12 protein-coding genes are annotated in these 13,736 nt (G+C 63.3%); 3 read left to right on the forward strand and 9 right to left on the reverse strand.

Translation table 11 applies throughout. From position 1 onward, the window contains the following. Positions 1-19: 19 nt before the first annotated feature. From miaA to CGA22_RS11735, 5 genes are read right to left on the reverse strand one after another with little or no spacing between them, the layout of a single operon-like run. On the reverse strand, positions 20-991 hold the full coding sequence (gene miaA, locus CGA22_RS11715) for a tRNA (adenosine(37)-N6)-dimethylallyltransferase MiaA (RefSeq protein WP_041024054.1): 972 nt from the start codon (positions 989-991) through the stop codon (positions 20-22). Continuing rightward, the gene (mutL, locus tag CGA22_RS11720) at positions 991-2,904 is read right to left on the reverse strand and encodes a DNA mismatch repair endonuclease MutL (protein WP_041024053.1); all 1,914 of its coding nucleotides are present in this window, start codon (positions 2,902-2,904) and stop codon (positions 991-993) included. Before mutL ends, miaA begins: the two co-directional genes overlap by 1 nt. After that, positions 2,901-4,331, reverse strand: coding sequence for an N-acetylmuramoyl-L-alanine amidase (locus CGA22_RS11725; RefSeq protein ID WP_041024052.1), 1,431 nt, complete (start codon positions 4,329-4,331; stop codon positions 2,901-2,903). The genes mutL and CGA22_RS11725 overlap by 4 nt, the downstream gene beginning before the upstream one ends. A gap of 3 nt (positions 4,332-4,334) precedes the next feature. Continuing rightward, positions 4,335-4,802, reverse strand: a complete 468-nt coding sequence (gene tsaE, locus CGA22_RS11730) for a tRNA (adenosine(37)-N6)-threonylcarbamoyltransferase complex ATPase subunit type 1 TsaE (protein WP_041024051.1) — start codon at positions 4,800-4,802, stop codon at positions 4,335-4,337. Next, positions 4,790-6,289: a bifunctional ADP-dependent NAD(P)H-hydrate dehydratase/NAD(P)H-hydrate epimerase gene (locus CGA22_RS11735; protein ID WP_041024050.1), complete on the reverse strand. Its 1,500-nt coding sequence runs from the start codon at positions 6,287-6,289 to the stop codon at positions 4,790-4,792. The genes tsaE and CGA22_RS11735 overlap by 13 nt, the downstream gene beginning before the upstream one ends. A gap of 63 nt (positions 6,290-6,352) precedes the next feature. Between CGA22_RS11735 and queG the strand changes: the two genes are divergently transcribed. Then, on the forward strand, positions 6,353-7,432 hold the full coding sequence (gene queG, locus CGA22_RS11740) for a tRNA epoxyqueuosine(34) reductase QueG (RefSeq protein ID WP_041024049.1): 1,080 nt from the start codon (positions 6,353-6,355) through the stop codon (positions 7,430-7,432). Here queG and CGA22_RS11745 read toward each other — a convergent pair. Together CGA22_RS11745 and orn are read right to left on the reverse strand one after the other, a co-directional pair. After that, on the reverse strand, positions 7,414-8,028 hold the full coding sequence (locus tag CGA22_RS11745; protein ID WP_178111847.1) for a trimeric intracellular cation channel family protein: 615 nt from the start codon (positions 8,026-8,028) through the stop codon (positions 7,414-7,416). The genes queG and CGA22_RS11745 overlap by 19 nt on opposite strands. A 202-nt stretch (positions 8,029-8,230) precedes the next feature. Then, positions 8,231-8,773: an oligoribonuclease gene (gene orn / locus CGA22_RS11750; protein ID WP_041020803.1), complete on the reverse strand. Its 543-nt coding sequence runs from the start codon at positions 8,771-8,773 to the stop codon at positions 8,231-8,233. A 107-nt stretch (positions 8,774-8,880) separates the two neighbouring features. Here orn and rsgA point away from each other — a divergent pair, with 107 nt between their 5' ends. After that, positions 8,881-9,912 (forward strand): small ribosomal subunit biogenesis GTPase RsgA, encoded by a 1,032-nt coding sequence (gene rsgA / locus CGA22_RS11755; RefSeq protein WP_041020802.1) that lies wholly within the window; start codon positions 8,881-8,883, stop codon positions 9,910-9,912. Positions 9,913-10,105: 193 nt separating this feature from the next. Here the strand turns inward: rsgA and motB are convergent, their stop codons facing one another. Both motB and motA read right to left on the reverse strand, forming a co-directional pair. Next, complete coding sequence (gene motB / locus CGA22_RS11760) at positions 10,106-11,146, reverse strand: flagellar motor protein MotB (RefSeq protein WP_188258592.1); 1,041 nt, start codon at positions 11,144-11,146, stop codon at positions 10,106-10,108. Positions 11,147-11,149: 3 nt separating this feature from the next. After that, positions 11,150-12,001, reverse strand: a complete 852-nt coding sequence (gene motA / locus CGA22_RS11765) for a flagellar motor stator protein MotA (RefSeq protein ID WP_041022093.1) — start codon at positions 11,999-12,001, stop codon at positions 11,150-11,152. A 154-nt stretch (positions 12,002-12,155) separates the two neighbouring features. On the opposite strand from motA, the gene CGA22_RS11770 reads away from it, so the two are divergent. Beyond that, the gene (locus CGA22_RS11770) at positions 12,156-13,694 is read left to right on the forward strand and encodes an HDOD domain-containing protein (RefSeq protein WP_041022092.1); all 1,539 of its coding nucleotides are present in this window, start codon (positions 12,156-12,158) and stop codon (positions 13,692-13,694) included. Positions 13,695-13,736: the final 42 nt, after the last annotated feature.

The raw sequence follows: 13,736 nt of genomic DNA on the forward strand, positions 1-13,736 counted from the left end.
AGACGGCAATTGCAAGGACTCAGCTCAATATGGAGACGGTCCCCAGGTATTTCAAGGCGCGTGGCAGATTGTCGCAATCGAGACTGTCCAGCCAATGCAGGTCAGTCCAGCTGCGCAACCAGGTGAACTGGCGCTTCGCCAACTGGCGCGTGGCAATGATCCCACGTTCCTGCATCTCGGCTGACGTCAGCTTGCCGTCCAGGTAGTCCCAGACTTGTCGATAACCCACCGCACGTATAGACGGCAACCCGGGATGCAGGTCACTTCGCTCACGCAGGGCTACGACCTCGTCTATGAACCCCTGTTCCAACATTAATGTGAATCTTTGTTCAATTCGCCGGTGCAACACTTGCCGGTTCGCCGGGGCGATGGCCAGATTCGCGACAGTATAGGGTAATTGTTGCAGTCCCGAAGCGGCTGCTTCAGTACTTTGCGCAGATTGTCGCTGGCGCAGGGCCGTCATGCTCTGGCCACTGACCCGGTAAACCTCCAGGGCCCGACTCAGGCGCTGCGGGTCGTTGGGGTGAATACGCGCCGCCGACTCCGGGTCGATGAGCGCCAATTGCTCGTGCAGGGCCTGCCAACCAAGGCGTGCGGCTTCTTCTTCGATTTGCGCGCGCACGTCGGGATCGGCCGCCGGCATGTCGGCCAGCCCATCGATCAGGGCCTTGTAATACAGCATCGTCCCGCCCACCAGCAGCGGAATCTTGCCCCGTGCGGTGATGTCGGCCATGGCCTGGAGGGCATCACGTCGGAAGTCCGCCGCCGAATAGGCGTCGGCAGGGTCCAGGATATCGATCAGCCGATGGGGAAATTCCGCCAGCAATGCCTTGGACGGTTTGGCCGTGCCGATGTCCATGCCCCGGTAGACCAGCGCCGAATCGACGCTGATCAGCTCGCAGGGCAGGACCTTGGTCAGCTCGATGGCCAGGTCGGTCTTGCCGGCGGCAGTCGGGCCCATCAGGAAAATCGCGGGGGGCAGTTGGCTCATCAACGACCACGCAGGAACAGTTTGTCCAGGTCGTCCAGGCCCAGTTGGGTCCAGGTCGGCCGGCCATGGTTGCATTGGCCACTGCGCTCGGTGTTTTCCATGTCCCGCAGCAAGCCGTTCATTTCCGGCAGGGCCAGTCGCCGGTTGGCTCGGATCGCGCCGTGGCAGGCCATGGTGCCGAGCAACTCGTTCAGGTGCGCCTGGATGCGGTCGCTGGTGCCGTACTCCATCAGGTCCGCCAGCACGTCACTGACCAGTCGATTGGCCTCGGCCTGCTTCAGCAACGCCGGGATCTGCCGGATCGCCAGAGTTTCCGGGCCCAGGCGTTGCAGTTCGAAGCCCAGGCGCTGGAACCAGCTCACGTGCTCTTCGGCACAATCGGCTTCGCGCTGGCTGACCGCCAGGGACTCAGGCACCAACAACGGCTGGCCGCTCAGGCCTTCGCTGGCCATGGCAATCTTCAGGCGCTCGTACATGATCCGCTCGTGGGCAGCGTGCATGTCCACCAGGACCAGGCCCTGGGCGTTTTCCGAAAGGATATAGATGCCCTTGAGCTGCGCCAGGGCATAACCCAGCGGCGGGATATCGCCCTGGCCGTCGGGCAATGCCGCCGCCCCGGCCTCCGGCAAAGGCTTGAAGAACTCGCGATAGGCCGCCTGGGCCTCGGCCGCCGGCACGTTCGATTGCGGGCGTGGCGTGTACTGATACTGATAGCCGCTGCCGGCACCGGTGCCGGCGCTGCTATAGGTCGGCTGGGCCTGAGGCTGTTCGAGCAAGGCATTGGCCGCCAGGCTCATTTCGCCCTGGGGCCCGAACTCGCCGGCATCCAGCCCCGTTGGACGCACCATCCCCGCCACCGCAGCGGGCGCCGCGAGTTGGTCTTCGGGACGCACGTCGCCCAAGGCGCGGTGCAAGGTGCCATAGAGGAAATCGTGCACCATACGCCCATCGCGGAAGCGCACTTCGTGCTTGGTCGGGTGCACGTTGACGTCCACCACCGACGGATCGACCTCGAAGAACAGCACGAAGGTCGGATGCCGGCCGTTGAACAGCACGTCGCGGTAGGCCTGGCGCACCGCATGGGCCACCAGTTTGTCGCGCACCGCCCGGCCATTCACATAGAAATATTGCAAGTCCGCCTGGCTGCGGGAAAAGGTTGGCAACCCGACCCAACCCCACAGGTGCAGGCCGTTGCGCTCCACCTCGATGGGCAATGCCTGCTCCAGGAAGCCTGCGCCGCACACCGCGCCTACCCGGCGGGCACGGGCCGCGTCATCACGGGCCTCGTGCAGGCTGAGGATGGTCTTGCCGTTATGGCGCAGGTGGAACGCTACGTCAAAACGCGCCAGGGCCAGGCGCTTGATGACTTCCTGCAGATGATCGAATTCGGTTTTTTCGGCCTTGAGGAACTTGCGTCGGGCCGGGGTATTGAAGAACAGGTCGCGCACTTCCACCGAAGTGCCGACTGGATGGGCCGCGGGCTGGACGCGGGACGCCATGTCCCGGCCTTCGGTCTCGACCTGCCAGGCCTGCTCGGCATCCCGGGTACGGGAAGTGAGCGTCAGGCGCGACACCGAACTGATGGAGGCCAGCGCTTCGCCACGAAACCCCAGGCTCATGACCCGCTCGAGGTCTTCCAGGTCGCGGATCTTGCTGGTGGCGTGACGCGCCAGGGCCAGCGGCAGGTCGTCGGAAGAAATACCGCCACCGTCGTCGCGCACCCGCAGCAACTTGACGCCACCCTGCTCGACATCCACATCGATGCGCTTGGCCCCGGAATCGAGGCTGTTCTCCAGCAATTCCTTGATGACCGACGCCGGGCGCTCCACCACCTCACCGGCGGCGATCTGGTTCGCCAGCCGGGGGCTGAGCAGTTCGATGCGCGCGTTGCTGCCGATCACTTCATCGCTCATTGCTTGGACGCCACTTCGTTGCCGGGAATGGTCAGGGTCTGGCCGATCTTCAGCTCATCGCTCTTGAGGTTGTTGACGCTGCGCAGGGTCGCGGGCGAGACCTGGTAGCGCACGGCGATCATCGCCAGGGTTTCGCCGGCGCTGACCCGATGGTCCCGCGGCCCCTGGGCGATCTTGCCGGAGTCGCGCAGCCAGGCAATGTAGGTGCCCGGCGGTGGATTCTGCTGGAAGAACTGGCGCACGCCGCTGCTGATGGAACGTGCGAGCGCCTGCTGATGGCTGGACGACGACAGCTTGGAGGCCTCGTTGGAGTTCGAGATGAAGCCGGTCTCCACCAGGATCGACGGGATGTCCGGGGACTTGAGCACCATGAACCCGGCCTGTTCGACACGCTGCTTGTGCAGGGGCGTGACACGGCCAATGTTGCTCAAGACCTTCTGGCCGACGTTCAGGCTCGACGTCAGCGAGGCGGTCATCGACAAATCGAGCAACACACCGGCCAGCATCCGGTCCTTGTCATCGAGGCTGACATTGCCGGCACCGCCGATCAGGTCGGAACGGTTTTCGCTGTCGGCCAGCCAACGGGCAGTCTCGGAAGTCGCGCCACGGTCGGACAGGGCGAACACCGAAGCACCGAAGGCCGCCGCCGAAGGGGCCGCGTCGGCGTGGATGGAAACGAACAGGTCGGCGCCTTTCTTGCGGGCGATTTCGGTACGGCCACGCAACGGAATGAAGTAGTCGCCGGTACGGGTCAGTTCGGCGCGGAAGCCTTTCATGCCGTTGACCTGGCGCTGCAGCTCGCGGGCGATGGACAGCACCACGTCTTTTTCATGCTGGCCCCGCGAGCCGGAGGCACCCGGGTCTTCGCCGCCGTGACCGGCGTCGATCACCACAATGATGTCGCGCTTGCCGGCCGGTGCCGGTGGCAGCTTGATCGCAGGCTCGGTCGGCGTGACCGGCACCGCCGGCACCGTGGCGACATTGGTCGGCGCCGGTGGAGGCGGCGCGGCGTCGGCCGGGTTGTCGAACAGGTCCACCACCAGCCGGTTGCCGTACTGGGCATTCGGGGCCAGGGTGAAACTTTTCGGGGTCACGGCTTTTTTCAGGTCGATGACCACCCTCAGGTCAGTCGGCGTACGCTGGGCCGAACGCATCGCGGTAATCGGCGTGTTGGCGGTGGCCACGTTCAGCGGCGCGCCAAGGGATGCGCCATTGATGTCGATCACCAGGCGATCCGGGGCCGTCAGGGTGAATACGCTGTGCTGCACCGGCCCTGTCAGGTCGAACACCAGCCGAGTATTGTCCGGCGCTCGCCAGAGGCGAACGCTGTTGACCTTTGTCTCAGCCACAGCATCGACGGCCAGTGCCGTAAGCAACAGTCCTACGACAGCAACCACCGCGCGAAAGCGCATACCAAACCCCATCATCAATTAGTTTTCCAGTGCCAACGCGGCACACCACGACTCGCCTCGCGAGCCTTGCGGCGTCAGTTTCAGCGAACGCCCGCCGTTCTGCGCGCCAATGGTAATGGTCAGGTCAGGCTTTGGCAAAAAGCCTGCACCCTTGTCGGGCCATTCGATCAGGCACAAGGCGTCATCTTCGAAATAATCGCGAATGCCGAGGAATTCCAGTTCTTCGGGGTCTACCAATCGATACAGGTCAAAATGGAAGGCCCGGATATCGCCGATCTCGTAAGGCTCGACCAATGTGAACGTAGGGCTTTTCACCGCGCCAACGTGTCCGAGGCCGCGAATGATACCCCGGGACAAGGTGGTCTTCCCTGCGCCGAGGTCGCCGACGAGGAAAACCAGACCGTGTCCCGCCGTGATATTCGCGATACGGGCACCGAATGCCGTCATGGCTTGTTCGTCAGCCATGTACAGGGTTACTTCAGACAAGGTGATTGCTCCTCCAACAACTGACGAATGGCCGGAATCAGATCGGTCGCCGCCAGCCCCCGGCCCGACCGACCGGCTTGAGCACCGGCGTTGGCGTGCAGCCACACCGCCAGGCAAGCCACCTCGAAGCCCGCCAGCCCCTGGGCGAGCAACGCACCGACCACCCCGGCCAGCACATCCCCCAGGCCAGCGGTAGCCATGGCTGGATGACCCTGGCTGCAAACGGCCAGGCGACCGTCCGGGCTGGCAATCAGGCTGCCGGCACCCTTGAGAATCACCGTGGCTGTATATTTTTTGCTCAACGCGTGGACAGCCGCCGGGCGATCGGCCTGCACCTGGGCGGTGGAGATATCCAAAAGCCGTGCAGCCTCGCCCGGATGCGGCGTGATCACGCAGCCTTCGGGCAGACTGACCGCACCGACACTCAGCAGATTCAATGCATCGGCGTCCCACACCTGGGGCAACGACGCATTAGCCGCCGCCGACAACAGACTGCGGCCCCACGCAGCCTGGCCCAGCCCGGGGCCGACCACCAACACACCGGCCTGCTCAAGCAACGCCATCAATTGGTTAGCCGAATGAGTGCCCAGCACCATGACTTCCGGCAACCGGCTCAACGCGGCGCCGACATGCTCACTGCGGGTGGCCATGGACACCATGCCCGCGCCGCAACGCAGGGCGCTTTCGGCGCTCATCTGGATAGCGCCGCCAAATCCACGGTCGCCGCCGATCAACAGGACATGCCCGAACGAGCCTTTGTGGGCAGCAGGCGCGCGAGGCGCCAGACGCGGCAGATTATGGGGGGAGAGCAATCGGGCAGTGACCGGCATCGCTTCAACGATGTCAGGATCGGCGTGGAGGTCGGTGAAGACCAGTTCACCGACCCGGTCCGCGGCATCGCCGGTGAACAGGCCCAGCTTCAGGCCGATGAAGGTCACGGTCAGATCGGCGCTCACCGCTGTGCCCAGCACTCGACCGGTATCGGCACACAGCCCCGAGGGGATATCCACCGCGGCGACCGGAAGGCCACTGACGTTGATCGTGTCGATGGCCCGGACATAGGGCTCGCGCACCTCGCCGCTCAAGCCTGTACCGAGCAAAGCATCCAGCAGCACACCACGCAATTCGGATTCGTCCGACCACGGCTCCACCGGCACACCGACCGCGACGGCCTCGGCATGGGCGTTGGCGGCATCGCCCTGCAGGCGTCGGGGTTCCCCCACCGTCAGCACCCGCACCGACCAGCCTCCACGCCGGGCCAGGGTCGCCACCAGATAGCCGTCGCCAGCGTTGTTACCGTGGCCGGCGAGTACGGTCAGTTCGCTGGCGTCGGGCCAACGCCGGACGATGGCCCGCCAGGTTGCGCGGGCCGCTCGTTGCATCAATTCGAAGCCGGTGGTGCCCGCCGCAATCAGCTGTGCGTCAAGGGCCCGGACCTGCGCGGCACTGTACAGTGCGTCGGGAAAATCATCTTTAGTGTGCGGCATGCGTCTACGGGCTCCGATGTCTGGCAGAATTATACGCATCTCAGCTCCGGTTTCTCTCGCCTCATGCCTGCCATTCCTACCGATCTCCCCGCCCTCGCCCAATCCATCAAGGACTGGGGCCGTGAGCTGGGTTTCCAGCAAGTCGGCATCAGCGGACTGGACCTTGGCGAGCATGAGCAGCACCTGCAGCGCTGGCTCGAAGCGGGCTACCACGGCGAAATGGACTACATGGGCGCCCACGGCAGCAAGCGCTCGCACCCCGAGGAACTGGTGCCGGGCACACTGCGGGTGGTCTCCCTGCGCATGGATTACCTGCCGGGCGACACGCACATGGCGCAGATGCTCGGCCAACCGGAAAAAGCCTACATCTCGCGTTATGCGTTGGGCCGCGATTACCACAAATTGATCCGTAAACGCGTGCAACAACTGGCAGAAAAAATCCAGGCGGTCATCGGCCCCTTTGGCTACCGCGCCTTCGTCGACAGCGCACCGGTCCTGGAAAAAGCCATCGCCGAACAGGCCGGGCTCGGCTGGATCGGCAAGAACACCCTGGTGCTGAACCGCAAGGCCGGCAGTTATTTCTTCCTGAGCGAACTGTTTGTCGACCTGCCACTGCCGGTGGATCCGCCCCACACCAGCGAACACTGTGGAAAATGCACGGCATGCCTGGACATCTGTCCGACCAATGCGTTCATCGGCCCCTATGTACTGGATGCCCGGCGCTGCATTTCCTACCTGACCATCGAGCTGAAAAGCGCCATTCCTGAAGAACTGCGCCCCTTGATCGGCAATCGGGTGTTCGGCTGTGATGACTGTCAGATCGTTTGCCCGTGGAACCGTTTCGCCCGGCCGTCCGCAGAGAATGATTTCAAGCCACGGCATAACCTGGACAATGCCGGGCTGGCAGCGCTGTTCCTGTGGGACGAAGAAACCTTCCTCAAGAGCACCGAAGGCTCGCCGTTGCGCCGCGCCGGCTATGAGCGCTGGCTGCGCAACCTGGCGGTAGGCCTGGGCAACGCACCGTCAACGATTCCAGTGATTCAGGCACTGGAGACACGACGCGACCACCCCTCGGAACTGGTCCGTGAGCATGTGAAGTGGGCGCTGCGCCAGCACGCGCAACGTCAGACCTCGTCGTTATAGACGAACTTCGGCATTTCCCAGTGGAAGCGGATCGCCAGGAGCCGCAGCAGGAAACCGCCAAACAAGGTGATGAGCACGGCCTGTTCGCTTGGTAATGCCAGGTAGACGCACAGCAGATAACACCATGCGGCGGCAAACGAGACGCTGGCATACAGCTCGCGACGGAAGATCAGCGGAATATCGTTACAGAAGATGTCCCGCAGGATCCCGCCGAACACGCCGGTAATCACCCCACTGACCGACGCCACCAACATACCATGCCCCATTTCCAGGGCCGTCATGCAGCCGATGAGCGTGAATGCCACTAGGCCCACGGCGTCGAGAACCAGGAACATCGAGCGCAGATGACGCATCCAGCGCGCCAGGAACACCGTCAGCATCGCCGCCGCCGTGGTCAGCACTAGGTATTCCGGGTGCTTGACCCAAGTCAGCGGGTAATGCCCGAGCAACACGTCGCGCACCGAACCGCCACCCAGCGCCGTGACGCAGGCGATCAGCACCACGCCGAACCAGTCCATGCCTCGACGCCCCGCAGACAGGGCGCCGGTCATGGCTTCGGCGGTAATGGCGATCAGATAAAGCATCAACAACATGATGGCGGTCCTGGCAGAAAGGCGCGCAGTCTAGCCATTTCGGACCGGCACCAAAAGAGGGCAACCGCTGGCTGTGCCAAACACCGACCTGTGGCGAGGGGATCTGTGGGAGCAACGCTTGCTCGCGATGCAGACAACACCCTTCACTGCAGGACCGTGTCATCGTTCATCGCGGGCAAGCCTTGCTCCCACGGATCCCACACAATCAGAACTTGATGAAATGCTTGCGGTAATGCTGCAACTCGGCAATGGACTCGCGGATGTCGTCCAGGGCCAGGTGACTGCCGCCTTTCTGGAAGCTGTCACGCACCTGGGGCGCCCAGCGAGCGGCCAGTTCCTTGAGGGTAGAGACGTCCAGGTTGCGGTAGTGGAAGTAGCTTTCCAGGGATTTCATGTGGATATAGAGGAAGCGCCGGTCCTGGCAGATGCTGTTGCCGCAGATCGGTGACTTGCCCTTCGGTACCCACTGCTCGAGGAAGGCGATGGTCTGGGCCTCGGCCTCGGCCATGCTGATCTTGCTCTCGCGTACCCGCTGGGTCAGGCCCGAGCCGCCGTGCTGGCGGGTGTTCCATTCGTCCATGCCAGCCAGGATCTCGTCGCTATGATGGATCGCGATCACCGGGCCTTCGGCCAGGGTGTTGAGGTCACTGTCGGTGACGATGGTGGCCATTTCGATAATGACGTCGGTGTCGGGGTTCAGACCGGTCATTTCCAGGTCGATCCAGATCAGGTTCTGCGGATTTTGCATAGAAAGGGCTCCTCGGAGTAGCTGCGCAGTTTAGCCTAGCCGGGCCTGCGGGCGTGCTAAACTCGCCGCCGTTTTACCTAATCGCTGCATTTTCATACGGAACACCCATGGCCAAACGCCAACTCAATCGTCGTCAGAACTGGCGCATCGAAAAAATCCAGGGCGAGCGCGCAGCCCGCGCCGCCAAACGCGAGTCCAGTGCGGTGCAAGCCCTGGAAGGCGGCGACCTGGGCCCCGAACAAACCGGCCTGGTGATCGCGCACTTCGGTGTACAGGTCGAGGTCGAGGCCCGTGAAGGCGAACTGGCCGGCCAGGTATTCCGTTGCCACCTGCGCGCGAACCTGCCCGCGCTGGTCACCGGCGACCAGGTGGTCTGGCGGGCCGGCAACCAGGGTATTGGCGTGATCGTGGCACAGTTGCCACGGCACACCGAGCTGTGTCGCCCGGACAGCCGCGGCCAGCTCAAGCCGGTGGCGGCCAACGTCGACATGATCGTCATCGTGTTCGCCCCGCTGCCCGAGCCCCACGCCAACCTGATCGACCGCTACCTGGTGGCGGCCGAACATGCCGGTATCCGCCCGTTATTGCTGCTCAACAAGTTCGACCTGATCGATGAGCAGAATGCCCCGGCGCTGAACGCCCTGCTGGCGGTCTATCGGCAACTGGGTTACCCGGTGCTGGAAGTCTCGGCCCACCACGGCAATGGCATGGAGCAATTGCAACGGCAACTGGACGGGCGCATCAGCGTGTTCGTCGGCCAGTCCGGTGTCGGCAAGTCTTCGTTGGTCAACAGCCTGCTGCCGGAGGTCGAAACCCGCGTCGGGCCGCTGTCCGAGCTGTCCGGCCAGGGCACCCACACCACGACCACCGCGCGGTTGTTCCACTTCCCCGGCGGCGGTGAGCTGATCGACTCGCCCGGCATCCGTGAATTCGGCCTGGGCCATGTCAGCCGAGCCGATGTGGAAGCCGGGTTCATCGAGTTCAACGACCTGATCGGCACCTGCCGCTTCCGCGACTGCAAGCACGACCGCGAACCCGGCTGCGCCTTGCTCAAGGCACTGGAAGACGGCCGCGTGCAGCAGCAACGGATGAACAGCTATCGCTCGATCATCGCCAGCTTGCCAGAAAGCAGTTATTGATCTGAAGGTGAGCCGGGCGCAATTGTGGCGAGGGAGCTTGCTCCCGCCTGTGGGAGCAAGGCTTGCCCTAATGCCAGTCAGTTAAGCCACAAACGGTGGGAGCACAGCTTGCTCGCGATGGCGGTAAGTCAGTCAGCAACAATGTTGACTGGTCTGTCGCTATCGCGAGCAAGCTTTGCTCCCACGAGCCCAATCACTGCGCAGGCGTTCCCGGCGGTTTCGGCGCGGCGTCGTCGAACAGGTTCAGGCGTTCGCGCAACTCATGGGCCGGTACCGGCTGCTGATCGGCCGGCAAGGCGTTCGGATCAACCGCAGCACCCGGCGCCGCCGCCGGTGCTTCGCCCGGGGCGCCCTGGCCCTGGGCCGGATCGGGTGCCGGATCGTCGGTCTGCGAACCTTCGATGGCCTTCTGAGCCTTCTTGGTCAACACCACGATATCGATACGCCGGTTGACCGGGTTGAATGGGTCCTTGCGGTCGAACAACGCCGAGGAGGCATAACCGACCACCCGCGCCACCTGCTCGTCCGGATAGCTACCGGCCACCAGGGCTCGACGTGCCGCGTTGGCGCGGTTGGCCGAGAGTTCCCAGTTACCGAAGTCGCCCTTGCCGACATATGGCTTGGCATCGGTATGGCCACTGATGCTGATCTTGTTCGGCACCGCCTTGATGGTGTCGGCCATGGCCAGCAGGATGTCCTCGAAATAAGGCTTCAGACGTGCGCTGCCGGAATCGAACATCGGCCGGTTCTCGGCATCCGTGATCTGGATGCGCAAGCCATTCGGTGTGATTTCGAACAGGATCTGGTCCTTGAATTTCTGCAGCTGCGGGTTCTCGTCGACCTTGTTCTGCAACTCCTGCAACAGCAGCTCCAGACGCTCGCGCTCGACCTGCTCGGCCATGCCTTCGACCTGCTCGGAATCCACCGTCACCTTGTCGGGCTGCGGCTGGGACTTGACCTCGGGGTTGAGGGTGGTCTCCGGCGCCAGGGTCGGCGAGCCACCCAGGTCGATGATGTAGGGCGTGCCACTTTCGGTGAAGCCGACCGGGTCCTTGAAGTAACCGGCGATGGCGATCTTCTGTTCCGGGGTCGCGGTGGACAGCAGCCACAGCACCAGGAAGAACGCCATCATCGCCGTCGCGAAGTCGGCGAAGGCGATTTTCCAGGCGCCCCCGTGGTGTCCAGCGGCTATGCGCTTGACACGCTTGATGATGATCGGCTGGTTATTTTCCATAACTTAACGACCGCGAACCGCTTGTTCCAGCTCGGCGAAGCTTGGACGGTGCGCCGGGTACAGGACCTTGCGGCCGAACTCCACCGCCAGCGAGGGCGGCATGCCCGAGGCTGAGGCCACGAGCGAGGCCTTGATGGCCTCGTAGGTGTTGAGTTCTTCCTTGGCATCATGGGCCAGGGAATGGGCCAGCGGGCCGAAGAAACCATACGCAGCCAGGATACCGAAGAAGGTACCGACCAGTGCCGCACCCACGTGCAGGCCGATGGACTTCTGGTCGCCGTCGCCCAGGGAAGCCATGGTCACCACAATACCCAGTACCGCGGCGACGATACCGAAGCCGGGCATGGCGTCGGCGATGCCGGTCACAGCGTGGGACGGATGCTCCAGGTCTTCCTTGAGGCTGTACAGTTCCATGTCGAACAGGCCTTCGAGCTCATGGGGAGCCATGTTGCCGGACGACATGATGCGCAGGTAATCACAGATGAACGCCGTCATGCGGGCGTCCTTGAGCACTGCCGGGTACTTGGCGAAGATCGGGCTGGCGGCGGCGTCTTCGATATCGCCCTCGATCGCCATCATGCCTTCGCGGCGGCTCTTGTTGAGGATCTCGTAGATCAGCCCCAGCACCTCGAGATAGAAGGTGTGGTTGAAGCGCGAACTGAACATGCCCAAGGATTTCTTGAGCACGTGCATCGTCATGTAGCCGGGGTTGGCCTGCAGGAATGCGCCAAGGGCCGCGCCACCGATGATCATCACCTCGAAGGGTTGGATCAGGGCGGCAATCTTGCCATGGGAGAGCACGTATCCGCCAAGCACGCTCGCGAACACGACAATGATGCCGATAATTTTAGCCATAGATTGAAGGTACTTATTTAAGTCGGGTTCAAGGTCATATTCGGAAGCTGGAAAATCTCTTCTTCTCCTTATCGGCAAAACTGCGCCAGACTATAGCCAGTTCTGGCGAAAAGCCAGTTTGCCCCGTTGCAGCATGTGATGATCACGTCCAGCCATGGCTAACGAAACGAAGGTTCCAACCCCACGCCCAACCACGCTCGAAGGCTGGGTAAAGCTGCTCGAGGGCGTGCATTTGCCGGTGCCCCAGGCCAGTCATGACCAGGTCTGCAGAGCCATTGCCGACAGCCGCCGCTCATTGCGCGACATCGCCGAGTTCATGCAGGACAGTCCTGCCCTGGCCCTGAGCGTCATCCGCGAAGCCAACCATCACACCCACGGCAGCCTCACCGAACCGGCGGAAAACCTCGAAGTGGCGATCAATCGCCTCGGCCTCAAGCGCACCGAGGAGCTGCTCGCCCGCCTGCCCTCACTGCCGGAGCAAGAGATACCCGTTGCCCTGCGCCAGTTGCAATTGATCAGCCAGCACGCCACGCAACAGGCCAATGGCTTTTTTGCCAGCCGCCTGGCACGGCTATGGCAGGACATCCATTGGGGCAGCCTGTTGTTCTTGTCACCGCTCTGGCCCCTGGCCCTGACTCACCCGCGGTTGCTGGGAGAATGGGAGATGCGGGTGATCCACCAAGGCCAGTCGGCCAGCAAGGTGGAACGCGAACTGTTCGGCGTCAGCCTGCTGAAAATCTGTCTCGCCGTGGTAGAAGCCTGGCGCTTGCCGATATGGGTGGCGCAAGGCTATCGCCTGCTGCTCAACGAACGCCGCGAGTTGGTGAAGGTGCTGCGCATCGCCCGAGACAGCGAACACCCGCTACGTCAGCAGAACAGCCTGGACGACGACCCGACCCTGCGCCGCTGGCTCAACCAACCGGCCAACACCGTGCTGCTGGCGAATGGCCTGGCACTTTCGGCACACCAGGCCTGGGATTGCCCCCACAACGTCCGCTGGCAATACCTCACCAGCCTGTATCTGCAGATGCCCATGGATGAGCTTCAGCAACAATTGCACCAACAGGCCGCCAACAGCGCCCGCCTCCACGCCATGCCGGACCTCTGGCACCCCGCCGTGGCCCTGCTCTGGCCTCCCGGTAGCCGTCGCGTCCAGGCTACCGGGGCTTCCGTCGCCCAACCCAGCGTCGAAGACCTGGCCCTGTGGCGCAAACGATGCGCTGCATTGCTGGTGGAACCAAGCCCGTTCAGCAACGCCATGCACCTGACCACCTCGGCACGGGATGCACTGGTGGCGTGCGGCATGCGCCGGGTGATGATCCTGATGGCCGACCGCAGCCAGACCAGCGTGCGCGTGCACCAGATCGCCGGCCTGCCCCCTGAGGCAGCAGCCATGAGTTTCTCCATCAGCCAGAGCAAGGTATTGCAACGCTTGCTGGCGCAGCAGGCACAGGTTCGCCTGAACCCGCAGAACAATGCCCAGTTCTCGGCACTGCTGCCGCCGGGCCTGCGCGCCCTGTTCAAGGGCGAGCACATGCTGCTGCGCTCCCTGACCTGCAATGGCCGGGTGATCATGCTGGTGGCTGTGGACCAGGGCGGCGGGCCCTTCGCGGATATGACGGTGCAAGCCTTCGGCAGAACCGTGCAGTGCATCGAACGGGCCCTGCACACCTTTACCAACCGTGGCCGCTGAACTTGGTACAATCCCTTCTTTTTGCGCCCCTGGAGACCTCAC

This window comes from Pseudomonas sp. PSB18 (assembly GCF_014596565.1).
Lineage (GTDB): Bacteria > Pseudomonadota > Gammaproteobacteria > Pseudomonadales > Pseudomonadaceae > Aquipseudomonas.